The organism is Pseudomonas sp. efr-133-TYG-5 (assembly GCF_030209175.1).
Lineage (GTDB): Bacteria > Pseudomonadota > Gammaproteobacteria > Pseudomonadales > Pseudomonadaceae > Aquipseudomonas.
Genome location: NZ_JARVSM010000007.1, coordinates 36,396 through 60,556 on the forward strand (window position 1 = coordinate 36,396; position 24,161 = coordinate 60,556).

The 24,161-nt window shown below is 63.1% G+C and carries 19 protein-coding genes and 1 pseudogene; 15 read left to right on the forward strand and 5 right to left on the reverse strand.

What is annotated here, in order from left to right; genetic code table 11:
• Nucleotides 1-72 precede the first annotated feature (72 nt).
• Nucleotides 73-795: a pirin family protein gene (locus QRN70_RS22125; protein WP_285420019.1), complete on the reverse strand. Its 723-nt coding sequence runs from the start codon at nt 793-795 to the stop codon at nt 73-75.
• A 213-nt stretch (nt 796-1,008) separates the two neighbouring features.
• On the opposite strand from QRN70_RS22125, the gene QRN70_RS22130 reads away from it, so the two are divergent.
• Both QRN70_RS22130 and QRN70_RS22135 read left to right on the forward strand, forming a co-directional pair.
• Nucleotides 1,009-1,959 carry a GlxA family transcriptional regulator gene (locus QRN70_RS22130; RefSeq protein ID WP_285420020.1) on the forward strand — a complete coding sequence of 317 codons (951 nt, stop codon included), beginning with the start codon at nt 1,009-1,011 and terminating at the stop codon, nt 1,957-1,959.
• Nucleotides 1,960-2,049: 90 nt separating this feature from the next.
• Entirely contained in the window at nt 2,050-3,507 is a 1,458-nt protein-coding gene (locus QRN70_RS22135; protein ID WP_285420021.1) for an ATP-binding protein, read from the forward strand.
• Here the strand turns inward: QRN70_RS22135 and QRN70_RS22140 are convergent.
• Entirely contained in the window at nt 3,484-6,264 is a 2,781-nt protein-coding gene (locus QRN70_RS22140; protein ID WP_285420022.1) for an ATP-binding protein, read from the reverse strand. The two genes, QRN70_RS22135 and QRN70_RS22140, sit on opposite strands and share 24 nt — an antisense overlap.
• 335 nt (nt 6,265-6,599) lie before the next feature.
• Here QRN70_RS22140 and QRN70_RS22145 point away from each other — a divergent pair, with 335 nt between their 5' ends.
• On the forward strand, nt 6,600-7,169 hold the full coding sequence (locus QRN70_RS22145) for a flavodoxin family protein (RefSeq protein WP_285420023.1): 570 nt from the start codon (nt 6,600-6,602) through the stop codon (nt 7,167-7,169).
• A gap of 9 nt (nt 7,170-7,178) precedes the next feature.
• Here the strand turns inward: QRN70_RS22145 and QRN70_RS22150 are convergent, their stop codons facing one another.
• On the reverse strand, nt 7,179-7,571 hold the full coding sequence (locus tag QRN70_RS22150; RefSeq protein ID WP_285420024.1) for a helix-turn-helix domain-containing protein: 393 nt from the start codon (nt 7,569-7,571) through the stop codon (nt 7,179-7,181).
• Nucleotides 7,572-7,818: 247 nt separating this feature from the next.
• Here QRN70_RS22150 and QRN70_RS22155 point away from each other — a divergent pair, with 247 nt between their 5' ends.
• The 11 genes and pseudogenes from QRN70_RS22155 to ycaC all read left to right on the forward strand — a co-directional run bounded on the left by QRN70_RS22155 (nt 7,819) and on the right by ycaC (nt 20,268).
• A complete protein-coding gene (locus QRN70_RS22155; protein ID WP_285420025.1) occupies nt 7,819-8,802 on the forward strand; it encodes an MBL fold metallo-hydrolase in 984 nt (327 codons plus the stop codon).
• A 56-nt stretch (nt 8,803-8,858) separates the two neighbouring features.
• Nucleotides 8,859-9,782, forward strand: a complete 924-nt coding sequence (locus QRN70_RS22160) for a LysR family transcriptional regulator (protein WP_285420026.1) — start codon at nt 8,859-8,861, stop codon at nt 9,780-9,782.
• 433 nt (nt 9,783-10,215) lie between these two features.
• The gene (locus tag QRN70_RS22165) at nt 10,216-10,587 is read left to right on the forward strand and encodes a DUF6124 family protein (RefSeq protein WP_285420027.1); all 372 of its coding nucleotides are present in this window, start codon (nt 10,216-10,218) and stop codon (nt 10,585-10,587) included.
• 137 nt (nt 10,588-10,724) lie between these two features.
• The gene (locus QRN70_RS22170; protein WP_285420028.1) at nt 10,725-12,881 is read left to right on the forward strand and encodes an immunoglobulin-like domain-containing protein; all 2,157 of its coding nucleotides are present in this window, start codon (nt 10,725-10,727) and stop codon (nt 12,879-12,881) included.
• A gap of 127 nt (nt 12,882-13,008) precedes the next feature.
• A complete protein-coding gene (locus tag QRN70_RS22175) occupies nt 13,009-14,298 on the forward strand; it encodes an immunoglobulin-like domain-containing protein (protein ID WP_285420029.1) in 1,290 nt (429 codons plus the stop codon).
• A gap of 183 nt (nt 14,299-14,481) precedes the next feature.
• Nucleotides 14,482-15,768: a YncE family protein gene (locus QRN70_RS22180; RefSeq protein ID WP_285420030.1), complete on the forward strand. Its 1,287-nt coding sequence runs from the start codon at nt 14,482-14,484 to the stop codon at nt 15,766-15,768.
• A 404-nt stretch (nt 15,769-16,172) separates the two neighbouring features.
• Nucleotides 16,173-16,545, forward strand: a pseudogene (locus QRN70_RS22185) (DUF6124 family protein).
• 107 nt (nt 16,546-16,652) lie between these two features.
• The gene (locus QRN70_RS22190) at nt 16,653-17,069 is read left to right on the forward strand and encodes a DoxX family protein (RefSeq protein ID WP_285420031.1); all 417 of its coding nucleotides are present in this window, start codon (nt 16,653-16,655) and stop codon (nt 17,067-17,069) included.
• Nucleotides 17,062-17,688: an antibiotic biosynthesis monooxygenase gene (locus QRN70_RS22195; protein WP_285420032.1), complete on the forward strand. Its 627-nt coding sequence runs from the start codon at nt 17,062-17,064 to the stop codon at nt 17,686-17,688. The genes QRN70_RS22190 and QRN70_RS22195 overlap by 8 nt, the downstream gene beginning before the upstream one ends.
• A 45-nt stretch (nt 17,689-17,733) precedes the next feature.
• Nucleotides 17,734-19,572, forward strand: a complete 1,839-nt coding sequence (locus QRN70_RS22200) for an amidohydrolase (protein WP_285420033.1) — start codon at nt 17,734-17,736, stop codon at nt 19,570-19,572.
• A gap of 69 nt (nt 19,573-19,641) precedes the next feature.
• Nucleotides 19,642-20,268 (forward strand): isochorismate family cysteine hydrolase YcaC, encoded by a 627-nt coding sequence (ycaC, locus tag QRN70_RS22205; protein ID WP_085612768.1) that lies wholly within the window; start codon nt 19,642-19,644, stop codon nt 20,266-20,268.
• A gap of 164 nt (nt 20,269-20,432) precedes the next feature.
• Here the strand turns inward: ycaC and QRN70_RS22210 are convergent, their stop codons facing one another.
• Both QRN70_RS22210 and QRN70_RS22215 read right to left on the reverse strand, forming a co-directional pair.
• Nucleotides 20,433-21,860, reverse strand: coding sequence for a mechanosensitive ion channel family protein (locus QRN70_RS22210; protein ID WP_285420034.1), 1,428 nt, complete (start codon nt 21,858-21,860; stop codon nt 20,433-20,435).
• Between the two features lie 132 nt (nt 21,861-21,992).
• Complete coding sequence (locus tag QRN70_RS22215; RefSeq protein ID WP_285420035.1) at nt 21,993-23,012, reverse strand: alpha/beta hydrolase; 1,020 nt, start codon at nt 23,010-23,012, stop codon at nt 21,993-21,995.
• Nucleotides 23,013-23,174: 162 nt separating this feature from the next.
• On the opposite strand from QRN70_RS22215, the gene QRN70_RS22220 reads away from it, so the two are divergent.
• Nucleotides 23,175-24,074, forward strand: a complete 900-nt coding sequence (locus QRN70_RS22220) for a LysR family transcriptional regulator (RefSeq protein WP_285420036.1) — start codon at nt 23,175-23,177, stop codon at nt 24,072-24,074.
• Nucleotides 24,075-24,161 lie beyond the last annotated feature (87 nt).

Here is a 24,161-nt window from a genome sequence, read left to right on the forward strand (position 1 = left end):
TTCTGCTCCAGCGCCAGAATGAAAAACGGCCTTCAATGAAGGCCGTTTTTTGTGGGCGATAAACACCGTGCCTCACGGCATTTGCGGCAGCTCCTGCGGCCGCAGGTCGAACACCAGCACCTCGGCGTCGACGCCGTTGCTCAAGGTCAGGGCCTGTTCCTCGCGAACCCGTACGCCGTCACCTTCCTGCAATTGCACGCCGTTGAGTTCGACGCTGCCGCGAGCCACGTGCACGTAGGCATAACGGTCGGTGGCAAGCGTCAGCGTGGCGCTTTCCTTGCCGTCGAACAACCCGGCATAGACGCGGGCATCCTGGCGGACGGTCAGCGAACCGTCACTGCCGTCCGGGGAAATGATCAGTTGCAGGCGACCGCGTTTGGCCTGCGCACTGAAGTGCTCCTGCTGGTAGCGCGGCTTGGCGCCACTGACGTCCGGCACGATCCAGATCTGCAGGAAGTGCACCGGTTTGCTCGACGAGTGATTGAACTCGCTGTGAGCCACGCCGCTGCCGGCACTCATCAGTTGCACGTCGCCGGGACGGATCACCGAGCCGGTACCCAGGGTGTCTTTATGCTCCAGCGCACCTTCGAGCACGTAAGAGAAAATCTCCATGTCCCGATGCGGGTGCTGGCCGAAGCCTTTGCCGGCGGCGACGCGGTCATCGTTGATCACCAGCAGGTCGGAAAAACCCTGCTCCCGCGGGTCGCGATAGCTGGCAAAGGAAAAGGTGTGGAACGACTTCAACCAGCCATGATTGGCGAGGCCACGATCGGAGGCTTTGCGAAGGGTCAGCATGATGAAATCTCCTTTCAGGACGTGAATTCGTCCGAGTGAGGAGAAGGTTACTGGTTACCCTGCGGTGCAATAAGTAGATGGAAATTGAAATACTGTCTCTTTTAAGTTGACAGTTGTGTGTGGTGGTTCACGCATTCTGTTTCGCACCAGACGTTTTCCCCGGCCATAATGCGGCCACGAATAAACGTTCATCGATCTCAGTGATGTCTCCCCATGAAAACCGTGGCTATGGTGTTGTTTCCCGAGTTCCTCCTGCTCGACATGGCGGGGCCGCTCGAAGTGTTTTCGGTGGCCAACCGCTACCTGAAACCACAGGATCACTATCAGTTGTCGACCCTCGGCACCGAGCGTGGCCCCTTGCGCGCGTCCAACGGCGTGGTGGTGCAGACCGACCGCCACATCGAGGATGTCGCGGAGCGTTTTGACCTGTTGCTGGTGCCAGGAGGCCCCGGGGCCTATAACGAAAGACACCCGTCGTTGCTCGCCTGGCTGCCGGGGGCGGTCGAGCGCGCCGAGCGCTATGGCTCGATCTGCACCGGTGCGTTCGTGCTCGGGCACGCCGGGTTACTCGACGGCTTTCGCGTGACCACCCACTGGAACTACACAGAACGCCTGATCAAGGGCTTTCCCAAGGCGCAGGTCGCGACCGATCAGATCTATGTCGAAGATCGCAATCTGATCACTTCCGGCGGCGTCACCGCCGGTATAGACCTGGCGCTTGCCGTGGTGGCGCGCGACTACGGCAAGAAACTCGCCCAGGATGTGGCCAAAGTGTTGCTGGTGGTGATGAAGCGCCAGGGTGGGCAGGCGCAGTTCAGCCCGCTGATGGCGGCGGTGTCGACGCAGGAAACCGCCATCACTCGCGTGCAGAACCACGTGCTGGAGCACCTCGACGAAGCCTTCAGCGTCGAGCGCATGGCCGGTCTGGCGAACATGAGTGCGCGGCACTTTGCGCGGTTGTTCGCCCGCGAGGTCAACATGACGCCCATGGAGTTTCTGCAGAACGCCCGTATCGACCGCGCACGCAACCTGCTGGAAACCACTGACCTGCCGTTGAAAACCGTGGCCTATAAAAGCGGCTTCGGCAGCGTGCGGCACATGCGCTTTCTGTTCGGCGAAAAACTCGGGCTGACCCCGGCGCAGTACCGCGAACAGTTCAGCTAGAGCGCTTCTGTCCGTCATGGGCACCCCGATGTCCGTGCTGCACCCCGTGTGAGGCTTGTACCGTCATCGAGGGCTGCCAAGATAACGGTCATGAACAGCCTCAACAATTCGCATGCAGCGTCGGTCCTGCGTTTCGGCCCGTACGCGTTCCATTTGCGCCAGCGGCTGATCCTCGACGGGGATCGCCAACTGCGTATGGGCGGCCGCGCGCTGGACATTCTCCAGGTGCTGGTCGAACGTGCCGGTCGAGTGGTCAGCAAGGAGCAATTGATCGCGCTGGTATGGCCGACGTCGGTGGTCGAAGAAATCAACCTGCGCGTGCATATCGCTGCACTGCGGCGTGCCCTGGGCGATGGCGAGAACGGCCAGCGCTACATCGTCAACGTGCCGCAGCGCGGCTACAGCTTCGTCGCCCCGGTGCACTGCGACAGCGCGGCGCAAGTGGTGTTCGAGAGCCTGCAGGCGCCACAGCACAACCTGCCGGCGCGGCTGACGCCGGTGACCGGTCGTGATTCGCTGGTCGGTGGCCTGGTGCGGCAATTGCCGCTGAGCCGGCTGATGACGATCACCGGCCCGGCCGGTGTCGGCAAGTCCACCGTGGCCCTGCGCGCCGCCGAACTGCTGCTGCAGCATTTCACCGATGGCGTGTGGCTGCTCGATCTGTCGCTGCTCGACGCCGATACCGCATTGCTGGCGCAGGTGCTGCACACCCTCGACAGCGATCTGCCCGGATTGCGCACTCGCCATGCCTTGCTGGTGCTCGACAACTGCGAACACCTGGGCGAGGCCTGCCGGTCGCTGCTCGAACAGCTGTTCCAGGCCGCGCCGCGCCTGTCGATCCTCGCCACCAGCCGCGAAGCGTTGCAGGTCAGCCTGGAAACCGTGCAGCCATTGCCGCCCCTGACGACTCCCGGAGCCGCGGCGTTGAACAGCGTCGAGGAAGCCATGGGCTATTCGGCGGTGCAGCTGTTCGTCAGCCGCGCCCGTGCCCGGCAGCACGGTTTCAGCCTGCGCCAGCAGGATCTCAAAGCGCTACGCGATATCTGCCGACGATTGGACGGCCTGCCCCTGGCGATCGAACTGGCCGCCGCGCAAATCGATGCGCTGGCAATCGTCGGGGTGCAGGCGCAACTGGATAACTGCCTGCAACTGCTGAGTCACGGGCGCCGCACGGCGGTTTCCCGGCACCAGTCGATGAAAGCCGCGCTGGACTGGAGTTACCAACGACTGAGCGACAGCGAGCAGCAAGTGCTGCAACGGCTGTCGGTGTTCAAGATGGCGTTCACTCTGGACGCGGCGATTGGCGTGATCAGTTGCGCGCAGTTGCCGGCATCGACCTTGGTGGCAGTCATCGAACGGCTGGCGCACAAATCGTTGCTGATGGTGGAGCGGGGCGGTTCGCGGGTGCGTTACCGCATGCTCAACACCACGCGGCGCTATGCCCGCGAGCAATTGGAGCAGAGTGGCGAACTGAGCGACTTCGAACGCCGCCATGCGCGTTACATCGGCCGCGCCCAGCGCACCTCAGGCCTGCAATTGGCGGTGTAACTCGTCGAGCAGCGTCTGCACCTTGCGCAGATCCGGAGTGGCATAGCCTTCGCTGAAGCGCTGGTAGATCGGCGACAGTAGTTGCAGCGCTTCGCGGTAGCGCGACTGGCGTTGCCACAGTTGCGCCAGTGACGTGGCGCTGCGCAGCTCCCAGGCGAGCGCGCCCTGGCGGCGGGCGATGTCCAGGGCCTGCTGCAAGACGCACTCGGCCTCGGCACTGCCGCCGTCAACCCTCAACAAACCTTCGGCCCGCGCGCGCAGGATTTCCGCGGTACTCCAGCCTGCCGCGCCGCTGTTCGCCCGCTCGAGCAGATCGGCGTCGATGTAAGCGCTGTCGAGCGTCACCATGATTTCCCTGACCAGCCCGCTGTTGTCCGAGGGCACCGACGTCGCGGCCCCGGCATCGATGACCTGCGCATAGTGCCGGCCCCAGGTATAGAACAGCAGCACCGAATGTTTTTGCGCCTGTTCCAGCAACAGTCGCAGCAGCGCGCGGGCGTTGGCGTGGTCGCCGTTGTAATGGGCGATCAGGCAACTGGCCAGCGCCAGGGTGTAGCAGATCGACGTGCCGTGGTTGATCTGCACCGCGATGTCCAGTGCCTGCCGCGCGGTGCGCCACGCTTGCTCGGGCAGGCCTTGCAGCCACAGCACCCGGGCGAGAACCGTCAGTGCAGCGACACTCTGATCGTACTGCACGCCGAAACCGTGGGTGAACCGGTTGAGGTGGCCGCTGTGGGCCATGCGCTGGATCACCTGCTCGGCATGGACTCGCGCCTGCTGCTGATCGCCGGCGTAGTGCAGCGCCAGGACGCGCAGACGATGGGTGCTCAGTGACAACTGCGGGTCGCCGTGCAGGCCGAGGCGATCGAACTGCTCGCTCTGCTCCAGCGCCATGCGGTAATCGCCGCGGCTGAGATTGACCGCCATGTGTCCGGACACCGCCCGCAGTTGCCCGGCCATATCGTCATGCTGTTGCGCCAGCAACCGGGCGCTGGTGAAGGCTTCGATGGTTTCCGGGGTGCCGCCCCAGGTGTGGTAGCAGGCGCTGCCCAGTGCCAGTTTCAGGGCGATTGCCAGACGTGGGCAGGGCTCGGCGCAGGCCTGCAGCAGGTCCAGCGCCTGACGCACGTAGCCGCCGTATTCCTTGAGCAGCGACAACTCTTGCCATAACGGCGCGGAAGTGGCGGCCAGACGCACGCCCAGATCCCGCGAGCCGTCGCCGTGCAGCGACCAGTCCAGCGCTGCGCGCAAGTCTTCCAGGCCGCGGCTGTAGCGCTCGATCCACAGCCCGGTGGCGGTGGTTTCCCAATCGCTCTGCGCCTGGTGCATCAGCGCCAGGCATCGCTCGGCGTGGCGTTCCCGGGTCGCGTCGAGCTCGGCGGCGTGGTCGAGTTTTTCCAGCGCATAACGGCGGGTGGTGTCGAGCAGGCGATAGAACACTTCTTCATCGCCGACTTCGACGTTGAGCAGCGACTTGGCCACCAGTTGGGTCATCGAGGCGAACACTTCGCCGGGCTCGATGTGCTGGCCGACGATCACGGCCGCGGCTGACTCCAGGGTGAAGCCGCCGCGAAACACGCCGAGGCGACGCAGGCAGGTCTGTTCGCAGCTGTTGAGCAGGTTGAAGCTCCAGTCCAGCGTGGCGCGCAGGGTTTCATGGCGGCCGAGGCTGCTTGGGTTGCCCGCCGGCAAGCGACCTTGCAACTGCGTGAGCAAACCCTCCAGGCCCAGCCCACCGACCTGGGCAGCGGCCAGTTCCAGGGCCAGCGGAATACCGTCGAGGCGCCGGCAGATCTCCACGGCCAGCGGCAGTCCGGCGTCGCTCAATTCGAAGTTTTCCTGCGCGGCCATCGCCCGTTCGACGAACAGCTGCAAGGCCGAGAAGCCCATCGCCTGTTCACGGTCGAGCACGGCAATCGGCGGCGGGCAGTCGAGGGATTCCAGGCGCTGCACGAACTCGCCTTCGGCACGCAGGCTCTCGCGGCTGGTGGCGAGGATGTGCACCTGCGGCGCGCCGCGCAGAATGCTTTCGCCGAGCAGCGCCACGGCGTCGATCAGGTGTTCGCAGTTGTCGATCACCAGCAGCATTTGCCGCTCGCGCAGACTGTTGACCAGGCACGCCAGCGGTTCGCCGTCGTGCAGGGACAGGTCGAGCAGGCTGGCCAGGTGCGAGCAGATCAGTCGCGAGTCGTTGAGCGGCGCCAGGTCGAGCAGGCGGATGCCGTCGCGGTAGCGGCCGATCAGTTGTTCGGCGACGCGCAGGGCGACGGTGGTCTTGCCGATGCCGCCGGGGCCGACCAGGGTGATGCAGCGCTGGCGCGGCAGTTGCGTCATCAGGCTGTCGACCAGCGGCTGGCGGCCGATCATCCGCGTGCGCCGCAGCGGCAGGTTGTGCCGCCCGGCGTGGGCGGCCGGAGGATGCTCCAGCGCGTGTAACACGATCGGCGCGACAAAACTGTAGCCGCGTTGCGCCACGGTGACGATGTAGCGCTGCCCGGCCTGGCCATCGCCCAGCGCCTTGCGCAGCGCCGCCATGTGCACGCGCAGGTTGATGTCTTCGACGACGCTGTCCGGCCAGACGCCGGCGATCAATTGCTGCTTGCTGACTACTTCGCCGGCGTGGGCCAGCAGGATCAGCAGAATATCCATGGCGCGCCGGCCCAGGCGCAACGGCTGCTCGCCTTCGAGCACCAGACGCTGTCCGGGGTGGATCCGATAGGGGCCGAAACCGATGGCCTGATCCGGGGAAAGACTCAACCGCTCACTCCTGCACTGCTGTTCATATGATCCTGCCCGTGTCACGCGAAGCCTGTGTGACGGGCAGGGCGGATCAGCTCTCCAGAGGCACGCAAGCCGTCTAATCCGCAGTATCGCCACATATTCCCGATGATCGGCCAGCAGCGCAATGCGCGCGGCTTCGCTTGTTTGTAGCGCAGATTGCCGGGTAATGCCGCAAGTCCTGCATTTACAGGATGAAAGTCACTTCGCAGACGGCGCAGGCGAAGAAAAATTAACAACGATTAACTCGTCCCGCATCGGCTCTACGCCCAAAACTCCGGGTAATGGAATGCATACGTCCGGAGGACGCTGCGATGAGCAAGGTAGTGGTGGTCTATCACAGTGGCTACGGGCACACCCGGGTCATGGCCGAGGCCGTGGCCCAAGGCGTGGAGCGCCACTTGGGCAGCGCCTGCCGGCTGATCGCGGTGGAGGATGTGGCAGCGCACTGGGACGAATTGCACCGCGCCGACGCGATCATTTTTGGCGCCCCGACCTACATGGGCAGCGCTTCGGCGGCGTTCAAGCAATTCATGGAGGCCACGGCGGCGTTCTACCTGGCCAAACCGTGGCGCGACAAACTCGCCGCGGGCTTCACCAACTCCGGCAGCCTGTGTGGCGACAAACTCAATACGCTGCTGCAGATGGCAGTGTTCGCCGCGCAGCATTCGATGATCTGGGTGGGGCTCGACCTGCTGCCGGCGCGTTCGACCGGTGGCTCTTTCGAGGGGCAGATGAACCGCCTCGGCAGTTCAATGGGGGCCATGGCGCAATCTTCGCTCGAGCAGCCACCGCAGTTTGCCCCGCCCCTGGAGGATCGCTGCACAGCCGCGCATCTGGGCGAGCGCGTGGCGCGTCTGGCGCAGCGCATGGCGCGCGACTGAACACAGCGTCTATACGGCTTTGCGCACCATCCGGCAGCGCCAGGCGAACGGATTGATCCCCTCGCTGCGGGTAAAGATGTGGCAGAAGTGCGCCTGGTCGCAGAAGCCACACTCCAGGCTGATCTGCGTCAGGCTCAGGTCGGTGTGCTGGATCAGCAGCTTGGCCCGGGCAATTCGCTGGGTACGAATCCAGTCCTGCGGCGATTGCCCGGTGCTGCACTTGAATGCGCGGGAGAAGTGACTGCGCGACAGCGCGCAGGCGCGGGCCAGTTCAGTGACTTCCAGGCTCTCGCCGAGGCGTTCGAGAATCAGTTGTTTCGCCAGCCGTTCGCGCTGCGGGCTGAGGCCGCCGGTGCTGGTCTTGAGCGGTTCGCTGACGACGGTTTGCTGTAAGTGAGCCATGGCCAAAATCCGTGTCGGGGGGAACGCACGGTCAGCGCCTTCCCTCAGGTCAATAAAACAACACTGCGCAGAGCATTCATTGTTGGACGGGCACCCTGGGCTGACGAGTTAAACGTTGTTAATTCCGGCGCCGGGCGCTGAACTCAGCACATCGCTGCAAGTCCGCGGCGGGTGGATCGGGCAGGATGGCGAGGCTGAGGGCGGACCATTGGGGGCCGCAGGATTCGGCTAGAACGAGGGAACAGGCATGAAGGCTTGGTGTAACGGCGTCATCGGGCTGGCGCTCATGGCCGCCATCAGCGGTGCGATGGCGCAGGCCCCGCAGGTCGGCACACAGGCGCCGGGCTACTTCCGCCTGGCGCTGGGCGATTACGAGGTGACGGCGTTGTTCGATGGCTACAACGACCTGTCGCCGAAACTGTTGCAGGGCATGAGCCAGAGTCAGATCCGCGCGCTGCTGGCGCGGCGCTCGATTGAAACCCCTGGCGTGCAGACCGCGTTCAACGCGTTTCTGGTCAACACCGGCAAGCAACTGATTCTGGTCGACACCGGCGCCGGGCAATGCATCGGTGCCACCGCCGGCCAGCTCGTGGCGAACATGCAGGCGGCCGGTTACCAGCCGGAGCAGGTCGACAGCATTTTGCTCACCCACCTGCACCTGGATCACGTCTGCGGGTTGGTCGATGCGCAGCACCAGCCGTTGTTCAACAACGCCACGGTGTATGCGGCGCAGGCCGAAGCGGCCTATTGGCTCGATCCGCAGGCGCTGGCCAAGGCACCGGCCGCGGGCAAAGCATTCTTCAAGATCGCCCAGGACTCGACCGCACCTTACGTCGCGGCCGGACGCTTCAAGACGTTCGCCCCCGGCCAGTCGCCGCTGCCTGGCGTGGTCGAGGCCACCCTCGAAGCCGGGCATACACCGGGCAGCACCACGTACCGCTTCACCTCGCAGAACCAGAGCATCGTGTTCATGGGCGACCTGGTGCACAACCTGGCGGTGCAGTTCGAGCACCCGCAGGTGTCGATCAGTTTCGACGTCAACAGCCAGCAGGCGATCCGCAGCCGCGCCGCCGTCTTCAGCGCGACGGCGGCGAGCAAGACCTGGGTCACGGCCGCGCACCTGCCGTTCCCCGGCATCGGCCACATCACTGCAGTCGACAAGCACTTCCAGTGGGTGCCGGTGGAATACGGTCCGTACAAACGCGCGGCCAAAGTACCGTTGATCGAGTAAAGTGCCTAACGCCCGCCACAGGCAAACCGGCTGACTCAAACAAGGAATGCATGCCCATGAACCGTAACGATCTGCGCCGCGTCGACATGAACCTGCTGGTGATTTTCGAAGCGCTGATGTTCGAAAAGAACCTGACCCGCGTCGCTGAAAAACTGTTCATGGGCCAGCCGGCGGTCAGTGCCGCGCTGGGGCGTTTGCGCGATCTGTTCGATGACCCGTTGCTGCTGCGCAACGGTCGCGGCATGGAGCCGACCGCCCGCGCGCTGGCGATCCTGCAGGAGCTGCAACCGGCCATGGACGTGATTTCCGGAGCGGTCAGCCGCGCCAAGGAATTCGACCCGGCCACCAGTTGCGACGTGTTCCGTATCGGCCTGTCGGACGATGCCGAGTTCGGTCTGTTCCCGCCGTTGCTGCGCCAGTTGCAGGAGGAGGCGCCGGGCATCGTCGTGGTGGTGCGCCGCGCCAACTACCTGTTGATGCCGACGTTGCTGGCCTCCGGGGAGATCTCCGTCGGCGTCAGCTACACCACTGACCTGCCGGCCAACGCCAAGCGTAAAAAACTGCGCGACATCCCTTGCAAGGTCCTGCGTGGCGACGACCGTCCGGGGCCGCTGACCCTCGACGAATACTGCGCGCGACCGCATGCGATGGTGTCGTTCTCCGGCGACCTGAGCGGCAACATCGACGTCGACCTGGCCAAGGTCGGCCGCTCGCGCCGCGTGGTGCTCGGCGTGCCGCAATTCAGCGGTTTGCGCGCGTTGCTGGCCGGCACCGAAATGATCGCCACCGTGCCGGACTACGCCGCTTGCGCGCTGGTCGAAGGTTGCGCGCTGCGCGCCGAAGACCCGCCGTTCCCCATCGATGCCGCGCAACTGTCGATGGCATGGAGCGGAGTGCACGACAACGACCCGGCGGAGAAGTGGCTGCGCTCGCGGATCAGCCAGTTCATGTCGGTTTCGCTGGATATTCCGCCGGCGTAAGGCGACAGGCGCGGTCAGGCGCGTGATGGCGTCTGGTCCGTTGATGGCCGTGGTGCGTGGGCGAGCATTACTACGCGCAAGCTCGCGCCTACAGGTGATCTGTGGTGCTTTCGCGCTGATGTTTAAAGCTGTTTAGAGTTATTTCCAGAAAGCCACACGACCTTGCGCCATTGCCTACGCGTACGCCAGAATCCGCCGGCTTGTGTGCCTGGGGGGCGGGTTTTATCGTTTGCCGGTCGCTGACGAATCAGCGATCGGGTCTCGCAGCCCGTGAATCTCTAGACGCACAACATCCTCCATGCCTGTCATGGCGGCTGTACGTGGGAGACCTTCGGGTCTGCCGGTTCTAGAGTCCCGGTCTGCGACCCGCGTATAGCTGCCACCCCTTCGTATCGCAGCGAGAGTGGCGGCTCAATGACTCTGGAGCCTCACCATGATCAAACCCACACCCAATCCGCCAGAAGACGACGCGACGTCACCCTACGAATCCGCCAACTCGCGAAAATTCCACGAAGCCGCCGAGCGCGCCCTCGATCACTACCTCAAGCCGTCCACCCCCACCGATCCGCCACGCGACCCCGGCACGATGTACCTCATCGATCCGAACACCGGCAGCGAAGAAGTGCTGGCCAACGTCTGCGAAACCCTGGCCTCGGCCAAGGCCATCGCCCATGAATTCGCCGGCCTGCTGCCCACCCCGGAGCGCACTGCGCTGCTGGGTATTGCACAGCTGATCATGCTCAGTGAACTGGGCGTGAATCGGGTGCTGGATAACTTTGAGGTGGCGGCGTACTCGACTCCCTGAAGCCTGCCATTGCACCGCTGCCACTCGTCGCTACTGTCAGAGTTGACAGTAGCGACCCCGCCGCCAATTGGCGTTCGATAGCGCAAACCCGCCGTGTCTTCCGACAGATTCGGGTGACCTTGTGAAGGAGCGCTTGCATGAAATCCCAAGACCCCCAGTTCAGTTTTTTCTCCACGTTGCGCGGCGTTGCAATTACCAACCCGGGCGTTGCACCCGCCGAGGGGATCGAGTTCGGCGTCGACGGGCCGGCCGGGGATTCGCTGGAGGTCACCGACAATGGCAGCGTCATCAGTCCGGCCAACAGCAAATTCAACAGCAGCGGCCGGTATCTGCAAAGCAGGGAGAACCTGACGCTCGGCGGGCATACCTACGGCGTGCGCCGCAATGCCAGCCTGCCGCTGACCGATCACTGGAGGCTGACCGTAAATGCGAGCGGCCCGCTGAGCATTGATCAGCGGCCCATGCGTCTGGATGGGGTGATGGTCAGGAGTTACCTCTGCATCTACCCCAATGGAATCGACGCTGTCGGAAATACCGAAGTACGAACAGCCTCCGGCGGCCAGCCTCCCTATACCTACAGTTCCAACAGCGGTATTGCCGTCGTGGATGCCAACGGCAAGGTCACGGGGATGGGCAACGGCTCGGCCACGATCACGGTCACCGACGCTCTGGGCGTCCAGGTCGAATACATTGTGTTGATTACCAACGTTTACGGCATGTGGGCGTATCACACGGGCTACCCGTTTACTTATGCCAATTACCAGACTCATCAAAATAAGGTGGGCTACATCGGCCTGACGCCTGCCCTTCGCGCGGTCCTGCAGCGTTGCTATCGGCAGCCGTGGTTTGAGTTGAGCTCTGTATACCCCACTGCCTGGACGGGTGCCGTGGCGGGGGAGGTCTTCAACTATCCCTCCGGCAGCTTCTCCACGGCTGACCTGAATTCAAGTCAAAGTTACGGCCTGGGCTTTTACCTGTATCCCGCCGTCATCAATGGCGCTTCGCTTCTATCCGATGGCAAGGACGACGCAATGGTCATCGCGCCACCGCCGAGCCAGGCCGGGTTGGGATTCGATGTCACCCGTCCAGTGCTCCTCCCGGTGATTGCCGACCAGTCCGGCAGTGGCGCGCTGGCCATGACCACCCAGAACCCGCAGATCGAGATCGTCACCAGTCACCCCGGGGGGACCGAGATTAAATCCGGCGACAGCACGACCTCCAAGGCAATCGAAATGGTCGGCAGCGGCACGCCGTACGCGCTCTACGTGATCACCGACAACGGCGATATGGTGGCCAGTGGCGAATACAACGGCAGCGGCCGGTTCATCAATCGTTTCGACAATCTGCAAATCCGCGAGCACCTTTATGAGCTGCGCGCGAACGCCAGCCTGCCGCCGACGTCCGTGTGGAAAGTGATTGTGCTGTCGGCTGATGGGCTGAGCATCGACTCGCTCAAGGGGCTGGTCAGTGGTGTGGAGATAGGCGAGGGCAGCAGCACCAGCGAATTGCTGTTTGCGCTGACCGGGCATGCTCGCGCGAATGCGACCGTTGACCTCTACGACAATGGAACTCGGGTGGCAGGGCCTATTGCAGTAGGGCCAACCGGCGAGTGGAGCTATAACACCGGACAACAGGCACAGGGGGCTCACAGTTATACGGTACGAGGCAATTATGATTCAGGCCCTGAGTCCACGCCGCCACGGACGCTGACGATCGCCTCGTTTTTGACCATCGACACCTCATTGCTTGTGCTCAATGGCGTGATGCTTCGCACCGGTTACTCTCCGAATCTCAATGGCGTCGATGCGCCGGGTAACACCGCTGTACGAAGACCTACCGGGGGTGTTGAACCGTATATCTTCAGGTCATCTGCTGCGCAGATTGCCAGTGTGGACAACATGGGAAAGGTGACGGGCATGAATAATGGTACAGCCACCATTACGGTCTCCGATCAAACGGGGGCCAATGTCAGCTATGACGTCATTGTGTCGAATGTTTATGACCTAACGATCTTTCACTTCGTCGATATGCCCTACCCCAGATATGCGCAATTTCTGCTTCAAAATAATTGGATCGGAATGACGCCGCAGATTCGTGAAGTATTGGGGCGTTGTTTTAACCATCCGTATTTCACATGGACTGTACAACCGAATCCACGCGGCAACATCGCCTGGACAGGACCGACTAGCGGGAACTATGGCGAGGCGTACAGCATCACTACGCATTCTTTTTCCTGGACGGATCAGATCGTCAATCATCCTCTGAATGGATTGGGCTTTTTCTTGAAAAAATAACGTGCACTGCCACTCGTCGCTACTGTCAGAGTTGACAGTAGCGACCCCTCCGCCAATTGGCGTTCGATAGCGCAAATCCGCTGTGTCTTCCGGCAGAACCGGGTGACCTTGTGAAGGAGCGCTCACCATGAACCCCAAGTCCTCAGCCATTCGTTTCTGCACAAGCCATCCGGGCGGAACGCCCATTGAGTATGGCGGTGTCACGACAGCCACTGCTGTCGAGCTTGGCGCTTTCGGTGCCGACGGTGCGCCCTACGCGCTGTTCCATAATGGCATTTTCAAGCGCAAGGACACCTTCAACAGCAGTGGCGCATTCGTTGAGCGTTTCCCCAACCTGGCGCCCGGACCGCACCAGTTCGAGCTGCGCGAGGATGAGAACGGGCCGACGATTTCCGATTGGCGGCTGACGGTGCAAGCCATGCTCAACCCGCCGCAGATCGACGAGGCCGAGGCCAACAACAGCGTCCTCGACGTCGCCGCGCTGGGCAGCCGTGACGCCAACCTGCGCGCGTTGACCTGGCCGGGCATCGACGTCGGGCAACAGGTCTGGCTGACGCTGACCGGGCAGAAGGCCGATGGCAGTGTGCACAGCCTCAAGTTCTGGATCGGTGGCACGCACAAGGTCAACGCCACGTGGATCAGCCAGGGCTACTGGATCAAACCGCTGAGCAACGCCTTTCTGGCAGAGCTGGGCCCGGGCACCACGCTGACGCTGCTGTTCAAGGTGTCGATGGACAAAAGCGGCGAGGAGAGCACGGCCACGGTGTTCCCGGAGCAGGTCTACACCATCAGGGCGGCGGGCCCGGCGCTGGTTATCGACACGTCGACGATGCAGCTCGATGGTTTGGCAGTGTTTTCGCCCTATGGCTGGGCCGACAGCGGTGTGGATTTTGTCGGCAATACCCAGGTTCGGCGCCCCTCCACCGGCACCGAGCCGTACACCTTCGCATCGGAAAACACTGCGATTGCGGCGGTCGACTCAACAGGCAAGGTCTCCGGCAGAGCCAACGGCAGTACGCGCATCAACGTCACGGATGCGACCGGGGCCACGGCCAGCTATCCGGTCACCGTCAGCCAGGTGTTCGAGCTGGTGCACAACGGTGCGACGGTTTCGGTCGGCGCCGCCGTCACCTGGGCCGCCTCCATCGGCGGGGCGCCGCTGACGGCGGCGATCTGGAACGTCATGGTGCGCAAGTATCCCAATTACCCGAGTTACTGCCCGCTGTTCTACAGCGTCAGCAACATCATCAGTTGGGCGAAGGGATGGGGCTGGTGGTCCTGTCAGCCGCAGGGCAGCGGCCAGGAAATCGCCGGTTATGCGCAGAGCAGCCACGGCGGCAGTCAGGGCCCCGGGCTCTATGCCCAGGTGGGAGCCAGCGCCGCGACCGCGATGTGTGTGCGGCCGCTGAATGGATGAGCGTTGCCTGGCAATAAATGACGCACTGAACGCGGTTTGCCTGATCCTCGAATCCGAGCCTGCCACTCGTCGCTACTGTCAGAGTTGACAGTAGCGACGCCTCACGCGGTTGATGTTCGATAGCACTTATACCCGCTGCACCTTCAGGCAGAACCGGGTGACCCTTCCGAAGGAGCGCTTGCCATGACCACCCAGAACCCGCAAATCGAGATCGTCACCAGTCACCCCGGGGGGACCGTGATTAAATCCGGCGACACCACGACCTCCAAGGCAATCGAAATGGTCGGCAGCGGCACGCCGCACGCGCTCTACGTGATCACCGACAACGGCGAGGAGGTGGCCAGTGGCGAATACAACGGCAGTGGCCGGTTCATCAATCGTTTCGACAATCTGGAAATCCGTGAGCACCTCTATGAGCTGCGTGAGAATGCCAGCCTGCCGCCGACGTCAGTGTGGAAAGTTTACGTAGCAGCGGCCGGCGGACCGCTCGGGCCAATTCCGGTGAGCCCTACGCCCTATGGAATCTGCTTGAGTCCTGATGGAAATCGAGCCTTTGTCTGCGGATTCAACTCGGTGCAGGTGATCGATACGACATCCTCCACATTGATTGATCAAATCCCGGTTCCGCTGAAGGAAGTTTCCTGGGAAATGGCCATCAGTCCGGATGGTGCGCGAGGCTATGTCTGCAGTGCTGCGGGTGCACTCACGGTGATCGATCTAGTGAATTCCAGATACATCACCGATATACCTTTGCAGTCCCTCTTGATCGGCATCGTGTTGAGTGCGGATGGTGCGAAAGCGTTTGTCACGACTTGGGGCGGCAATACTGTAGTGGTCGTTGATACGGCAAGTCTGCAAGCGATCAAAACCATTGCGGTGGGTCGAAATCCCCGGGGGATCGATATCAGTCCGGATGGCACACAGATTTACGTTGCCAATTGGAATAACGGAGGTTTTGACGGCTCGATCTCGGTCATCGATATCCGCACACTTGCAGTTACCAAAACATTCGCCCTGCGAATCCCGGCCTATGGTGTTGCGGTCACTCCGGATGGCCGTAGCCTCTACGTCTGCGGTGCCGATGGTACGCAAGGAGCGGTCGTGCAGATCGATGCGAACAGCGGTCAGTTGCTCAGGGATATTCCTGTACTGGGTAACCCAAGAGGAGTAATCGTCAATCATGGCGGTACCCAGGTCTTGTGCTGCAACGAGTCACCGCAGATGGTATCGGTGATCGACACCGCGTCGGGAACCGTCAGCAAACTGATACCGGTAGGTAAATCCCCTTTGGAGATCAAAATCAGCGCGGATGACTCTCGCGCCTTTGTCGTCTGCGCCAATGATCCTTCAGTCTTCGTCATCTCACTACTTCCAGGTGCGTCCGGTATCGACGCAAGTGACCTACAAGCTTCGGGCATTTTGAATGCCAGCCCCCAACCCAGGACGCCGCTGCCGGGCGATGCTTATTGATTGTCTGAGACACCGTGGGGGATCGCTCACGATCCTGTGGGGAGCGGCATGCCGGTTGTATCTGTTTAAGGGTGTTTAAGGTTGCTTCCGGTAACCCACGCGTCCTTGCGCCATTGCCTACGCGTACGCCAGAATCCGCCGGCTTGTGTGCCTTGGGGCCGGGTTTTATCGTTGCCGGGTCGCTGACGAATCAGCGATCGGGTTTCGCAGCCCGGCTCAATCAAGGCGTCCAACGTGCCGTTTGCTTTCAGCTCTGCTTGCTGATCGCGTTATGGCGGTTGTGCGCGGGACACCTTCGGGTGTGCCGGGTTCCTTGATTCCCGGTCTGCGAACCTGCGTACAGCTGCCACCTGATTTCGTTTCGCAGCGAACCGTGGCAGCTCCGCCAATCAAGGAGCCTCACCATGATCAAACCCACACCCAACCCGCCAGTAGACGACGCGACGTCCCCGTACGAATCCGCCAACTCGCGAAAATTCCACGAGGCCGCCGAGCGCGCCCTCGATCATTACCTCAAGCCGTCCACCCCCGCCGATTCGCCACGCAAACCCGGCACGATGTACCTCATCGATCCGAACACCGGCAGCGAAGAAGTGCTGGCCAACGTCTGCGAAACCCTGGCCTCGGCCAAGGCCATCGCCCATGAATTCGCCGGCCTGCTGCCCACCCCCGGAGCGCACCGCGCTGCTGGGCATTGCACAGCTGATCATGCTCAGTGAATTGGGCGTCAACCGGGTGCTGGATAATTTTGAAGTGGCGGCGTACTCGACGCCCTGAAGCCTGCCATTGCAGGCGCTCCTGCGCCATCAAGAGAGCACACCCATCCAATTTCCCCTTGCTCAATCGTTGCACCATGCCTGCAACGATTGATCAAGGGTGAGGCCATGCACGCGGCACAACGCAATGAATGGGCGCAAGACCTCGGCTTGCTGTTCCTGCGGGTTAGCGGCGGGCTGTTTCTGCTGGGCGTTCACGGCTTGCCCAAGCTGCTGGATTTCAGCGCGCAGCTGCAATTGATCGAAGACCCGTTTCATCTCGGCGCGCGCCTGACCCTGAGCCTGGCGATCTTCGCCGAAGTCCTCTGTCCACTGCTGATCGTCGCCGGCGTACTGGTGAGATTGGCCTGCTTGCCTATTCTGTTTGTGCTGCTGGTGGCGCTGCTGATCGTGCATCCGCAATGGAGTGTGGCCGAAGGGCAGTTCGGCTGGTTGCTGTTGATCCTGTTTACCACTGTGTTCATCGCCGGGCCGGGACGGCTCGCGCTCAATGTTCGTCTGCCCGGAGTGTTGCGTTATGCCTGAAGTCCAGTCCCCGAAAGTGCCGGGATCCGATGAGATCGTGACGCTGATCGTCAAGCACCGGGTCAAGGCCGGTTTCGAAGCGCCGTATGAAGCGTGGTTGCGCAACATTGTCAGCGTGGCCGGGCGCGAGGAAGGGCACCTGGGCGTGGACGTGATGCGCAGCAAGCATGGCGGGCTCGACCTGTTCACCTGCGTGCTGCGGTTTTGCTCGACGGCGGCGATGCAGCGCTGGCTCGATTCGCCGCAGCGGCAGACGCTGATCGACGAAGCGGCGCCGATGCTCGCCGATGGCGACCAGACCGAGGTCGCGGCAATCAATGAATTCTGGTTTGCGCCGCTGACCGATGCCGCTTCGCCTCCGCCGCGCTGGAAGCAGGCCGTGGTGTCGTTGCTGGTAATCCTGCCGCACACCTTGCTGGTGCCGTTGATCTGGGGGCCGCTGCTGCAGCTCAACGCGTTTCTTTCCAATTACCTGGTCGCCACTTTCCTCATCACCCTGACCATCGTGCTGTCGGTGGTGTACGTGTGCATGCCGGCGGCGACCCGCCTGTTCGCGCCGTGGCTGGCCGCCAGCCAGCCGCGCGAGCACCTCGAATCCAACGCCAACCCGCCGCGCTGAGCCGGCGGGCCTGGGCTTCGTTTCACTTATCTCGAAGGAACTGCGATGAACGCCGATCTGATTCTGTTCAATGGCCAATTTCATACGGTAGACCGCGAAAAACCCCTCGCCAGCGCCGTGGCGATCAAGGACGGCCGCTTCGTCGCCGTCGGTAACGATACGCAAGCCATGGCCCATCGCGGGGCCGGCACCCAGGTGGTCGACCTCAAGGGGCGCTGCGTGATCCCCGGGCTCAACGACTCGCACCTGCACCTGATCCGCGGTGGCCTGAACTACAACCTCGAACTGCGCTGGGAAGGCGTGCCGTCGCTGGCCGATGCCCTGCGCATGCTCAAGGAGCAGGCCGACCGCACGCCAACCCCGCAATGGGTGCGCGTGGTCGGCGGCTGGAACGAATTCCAGTTCGCCGAAAAACGCATGCCGACCCTCGAAGAGCTCAACCAGGCTGCGCCGGACACGCCGGTGTTCGTTCTGCACCTGTACGACCGCGCCTTGCTCAACCGCGCCGCGTTGCGCGTGGCCGGTTACACCCGCGACACGCCGAACCCGCCGGGCGGCGAGATCGTCCGCGATGCCAACGGCAACCCGACCGGCATGCTGGTGGCGCGGCCGAACGCGATGATTCTCTACTCGACGCTGGCCAAGGGGCCGAAGCTGCCGCTGGAATACCAGGTCAACTCGACCCGCCAGTTCATGCGTGAACTCAATCGCCTCGGCCTGACCAGCGCCATCGACGCCGGCGGTGGTTTCCAGAACTACCCGGACGACTACCAGGTCATCGAGCAACTGGCCAAGGATGAGCAACTGACCATCCGCATCGCCTACAACCTGTTCACCCAGAAGCCGAAAGAAGAACTGACCGATTTCCAGAACTGGACCGGCAGCGTCAAGTTGCATCAGGGCGACGACTTCCTGCGCCACAACGGCGCCGGCGAGATGCTGGTGTTTTCGGCGGCGGACTTCGAAGACTTCCTCGAACCGCGTCCGGACCTGCCGCAGAGCATGGAACAGGAGCTGGAGCCGGTGGTGCGCCACCTGGTCGAGCAGCGCTGGCCGTTCCGTCTGCACGCGACGTACAACGAGTCGATCAGCCGCATGCTCGACGTGTTCGAGAAGGTCAACCGTGACATTCCGTTCAACGGTCTGCCGTGGTTCTTCGACCACGCCGAAACCATCACCCCGCAGAACATCGAGCGGGTGAAAGCGCTGGGCGGCGGCATTGCGATCCAGGATCGCATGGCGTTCCAGGGCGAATATTTTGTCGACCGCTACGGCAAGCAGGCCGCCGAAGCCACGCCGCCGATCAAGCGCATGCTCGCCGAAGGCGTGCCGGTTGGCGCCGGCACCGACGCGACCCGGGTGTCCAGCTACAACCCGTGGACGTCGCTGTACTGGATGGTCAGCGGCCGCACCGTCGGTGGCCTGGCGTTGTACGAAGAAGGCTTGCCGCGTACCACCGCGCTGGAACTGTTCACCCACGGCAGCGCCTGGTTCTCGTCGGAGCAGGGCAAGAAGGGCCAGATCAAGGTCGGCCAACTGGCGGACCTGGCGGCGCTGAGCGCCGACTTCTTCCACGTCGAGGAAGAAGCCATCAAGTGGATCGAGTCGGTGCTGACCGTGGTCGGCGGCAAGATCGTCTACGCCGCCGGCGACTTCGAGAAGCTCGGCCCGGCCAGCGTGCCAGTGCTGCCGGACTGGTCGCCAGTGGTGAAAGTCCCGGGCCACTGGCGGCCGAACTCGCCGTTGCAGGCGCAGGTGCACCAGTGCAGCGGCCCGTGTGCGGTACACACCCACAGCCATGAGAAGGCGCGGATGTCGAGCGTGCCGGTCAGCGATTTCGCCGGGTTCTGGGGTGCGTTCGGCTGTTCCTGCTTCGCTTTCTGATGCCCTTAACAATGCGCCGGCCAGCACGGCCGGTGCCGTACGCAACATCCATCCACCGAGGAGTTTCACATGAGCAACGTTCCTTACTCGCGCCTGAACAAAGACGACGCCGTGGTGCTGCTGGTCGACCACCAGACCGGGCTGATCTCGCTGGTTCAGGATTTCTCGCCAAACGAGTTCAAGAACAACGTGCTGGCGCTGGGCGACATCGCCAAGTTCTTCAACCTGCCGACCATCCTCACCACCAGTTTCGACAGCGGCCCGAACGGCCCGATCGTGCCGGAACTCAAGGAGCAATTCCCCGACGCACCGTTCATCGCTCGTCCAGGCCAGATCAACGCCTGGGACAACGAAGACTTCGTCAAGGCCATCAAGGCCACCGGTCGCAAGCAACTGATCATCGCCGGTGTGGTGACCGATGTGTGCGTGGCGTTCCCGACCCTGTCGGCCATCGCCGAAGGTTTTGAAGTGTTCGTGGTGACCGATGCTTCCGGCACCTTCAACACCACCGTGCAGCAAGCGGCGTGGGCGCGGATGTCGGCGGCCGGTGCACACCTGCTGAACTGGTTCGCCGTGGCCTGCGAGCTGCAGGTTGACTGGCGCAACGACATGGAAGGCCTGGCGAATCTGCTGTCGCAGCGCCTGCCGAACTATCGCAACCTGATCAACAGCTACACCAAGTTCACCGCCAAGTAAGGCGCTGACGACAAAAATGCCCGCCGTTGTGCGGGCATTTTTTTTGCGCTGTTGCTGCAAGCGTATTGCAACCCCTCTCTCACGGTGCGAGAGGGGACTGACCGCGGTATCTGCTCATTGTTCGGAGACCTGAAAGATCGAGCTGATCTCGGCGGGCGCTCACCTCAACGCTTCTGCAACCAGCCCAGAAATCCGCCTTTCCTGACGGGCGCCGGGGCGGCCATCAGTGCCAGTCGGCTGTTTTGCTGGCGCACGGCCTGCAGTTTGCTCAGCGCTCGTCCGACTTCGCTGCGCTGCTCCATGCACTCGCGGGTCAGGTGCTTGTCGAGGCGGTAGATGATCGAAGACGTCAGCGCGGTGAACGTCGCCTGCGAAGGCGTATCCGCCAGAATGCTCTGCTCGCCCATGACTTCGCTCGGGCCCATGCGTCCGGCCTCGGTGAAGCCATTGCCGTCCGGCACGCTGGCGCTGACCACGCCGGTGGCGATGACGAACAGGCTGTCCGGCACTTCATCCAGGGCCAGCACCACCTGACCGGCGCTGTACTGCTGGGCGACCATCGACCCGGCGAGGCGATCACGCTCATCGGGGCTCAGCGAGCGGAACACTTTCACCTCATCGAGCAACGCGCGAGCGCGGCTCGTGGGTTCGAGGACGCCGTCCGGATGCCGCGAAATCCCCGCGGCTTCGAGATGCCGATGGGCGAGATCGAACAGCTGATTGCGCACGTCGCCTTTCTTGCCCAACTCGGCGATGAAGCCACTGGCGACGTACTCGGACATCTCCTCGCCGGCCTCTTTGAGCAGCGCTTTCGGTGCCGGCTCCAGCAGCAGGCTGCTGCTGCCTTGCAGCGTGCGCTCGAGGGCGTCGAGTACCCGGCGTGGGCGGATGTGGTTGGGCACCTTGATGCTGATCGATACGCCGTGCAGATGGGTCGGCCGGCTGAGATTGACGATCTTGGCCTTGGCCGCCACCGAGTTCGGCACCACGGCCAGGGTGCCGCTGCTGGTCAGCAGGTGCGTGGCGCGCCAGTCGATGTCGAGCACCTTGCCTTCGACGCCGTCGATCACCACCAGGTCATCCACCTGATAGGGCTTGGTAGTGTTCAGCACGATGCCGGAGAACACATCGCTCAAGGTGCTCTGCAGCGCCAGGCCGAGGACGATGGCAAACACCCCGGAGGTCGCCAGCAAGCCTTTGACCGGCAACTCCAGCACATAACCGGCTGCAGCGACGATGGCGACCAGGAATACCAGCGCGCCGATCACCTCCTGCAACAAGCGGCCGCTGTGACCGATGCGGCGCATCAGCGCCAGACCGATCACCACGGTCAGCACCCGTGCGGCGTACAGCCACCAGAGGATGCCCAGTGCCGTCGCGCCGAGTTGCGCCACCGGGTCGTCAGCGAACGGCGGCGCCTGCAACGGGCTCACGCCGGCGTTGATCAGCAGTGCCGTGAAACCCAGGAACAGCCCCAGCCGCACCGCTACCTGCGGCGCACGGTGCTTGAACGGGGCGAGGTGCCAGAGTACGGCGTCGAGCACCAGCAGCACGGTGCTCCAGGTCAGCAGGTGGGCGAAGAGAAAGGACATCGCAGGCTCCAGGTCTGGGTGGGCGGTTGTCGCGAGGGTGCTGGCTTGCGCTTGCGTGCGAGCCCTCGCCACGCCCGTCGACAGGACAGAAAAAACCTCGCCACACCGTTGAGTGTGGCGAGGCTCCGGGCATCAGTTCAGATGCGTCTTCAGTTCGGCCGCTGCCTGGCGTACCGCTGCCTTGACCTGCGGAATCTGGCTCAACGGGTTGAGCAGACCGAAGTCGTGAATCATCCCGTTGTAGCGCACCGAGGTCACCGCCACACCTGCGGCGTCGAGGTGGCGCGCATAGCCTTCGCCTTCGTCACGCAGCACGTCGAACTCGGCGGTCTGCACCAGTGCTGCCGGCAGGCCCTTGAGCTGTTCGCTGCTGGCGTTGAGCGGCGAGGCGTGGATCTGCGCGCGCTCGGCCGGGTTGGTGGTGTAGTTGTCCCAGAACCACTGCATCATGCCTTTGGTGAGGAAGTGGCCCTCGGCGAATTGCTGGTACGAACCGTCGTCGAACTGTGCGTTGGTCACCGGCCACATCAGCAACTGGAAGCGCAGGGCCGGGGCTTTCTGCTCCTTGGCCATCAGGGCCACGACCGCCGCCATGTTGCCGCCGACGCTGTTGCCGGCCACCGCCAGACGCTTGCCGTCGACAGCAATCTCTTTGCCGTGCTCGGCCACCCATTTCGTCGCCGCATAAGCCTGGTTGATCGCGGTCGGGTACTGCGCTTCCGGCGATGGTGTGTAGTCGACGTACACCGCGACGGCGCCGGAGCCCACCACCAGGTCACGAATCAGGCGCTGGTGCGTCGGGTAATCGCCGAGCACCCAGCCGCCACCGTGGAAGAACATGAACACCGGCAGCTCGCCTTTGACCTTGGCCGGGCGCACCACTTTCAGGTTGATCGTCTGGCCATCGACCGTGATCGCCTTGTCGCTGACTTCGACACCGGACAAGTCGACCTTCACCGAGGCCTGCGCGCCGGTCAGCACCGCACGGGCGTCTTTCGGGCTCAGTTGCTCCAGTGGCTTGCCACCGCCGGCGGCGAGGGCTTCGAGAAAGGCCTGGGTGTTGTGTTCGACACCCGGGCTGCCAGCGGCGGCAAAAGCGTTGCCGATCGACAGGGCGAGCAGGGAAGCGGCGAGGGTTTTCTTAATGGTCATGTGCAATTCCTTTTTAAGTCGTTTGAGTTTTTCTATGCCTTGGGATCGGGCTGCTGTGGCGCTGGGCTTCAGGCCTCAGCAACACCGTGAGCACAGATTAATCAGGTGCCAGAATGGGAAAAAGCGGCTATAAAGCGTTTGACTGTCAACCAGAGAGCGACAATGAACCCGTTCGAAGACATGCGTATTTTTTGCCAGGTGATGGACTCCGGCAGTTTCACGGCGGCGGCCGATCAGTTGGGCCTGTCCAAACAGTTCGTCAGCCGGCGCCTGATGCAGTTGGAGGAGCGCCTCGGCGTGCGACTGCTCAATCGTTCGACCCGGCGTCTGGACGTGACCCCGCTGGGCCAGAGCTATTACGAGTCGGCGTTGCGGCTGCTTGGCGAAGTCGAGTCGGTGGAGCAGGGCATCGCCGGGCAGACCGCCGAGCCGCGCGGGACGATCCGCGTCAGTGCACCGCTGTCGTTTGCGGTGGCGCACCTGGGCTGCCTGCTGCCGCCATTCCTGCAGCGTTACCGCGAGGTCACGGTGGAGGTGGACCTGAGCGATCGTCCGGTGGACCTGCTCGGCGAGGGCTACGACCTGGCGCTGCGCATCGGTGTGCTGGAGGACTCGACGCTGATCGCCCGACGCATTGCCGCCATCGAGCGGGTTTACTGCGCCAGCCCGGCGTATCTGGCCGAGCGCGGCACGCCGCAGAAGCCCGAGGATCTGCTCGGCCACGACTGCCTGCCGTACGGACATGGCCGGTCGGTGCAGTGGCGGTTCAACGCGGGGCAGGGCAAGCCGCTGCTGGTGAATGTCACCGGGCGCATGCGCGTCAACAACGGTGAGTTGCTGCGTGACGCGGCGGTGGCGGGGATGGGCATTACCTATCTGCCGACCTTCATCGTCGGCGCGGCGCTGCAGGATGGCCGGTTGGTGCCGGTGCTGGATGAGTTGCGTCCGGAGCCGCTGACGTTGTCGGCGGTGTATCCGCAGCATCGCCAGGCCTCGCGGCCGGTGCAGGCGTTGATCGAGTTTTTGCGCGAGCGTCTCGATCAGTCACCCGGCGCGCTGTAGCGGCGGGGGGGCGCTGGGCTGCGGGAGCCGGTTGTCGGAGCGACGGGGACGAGTTTGACAGCCTTGGGGTGGCTGTCGGGGCCTCAT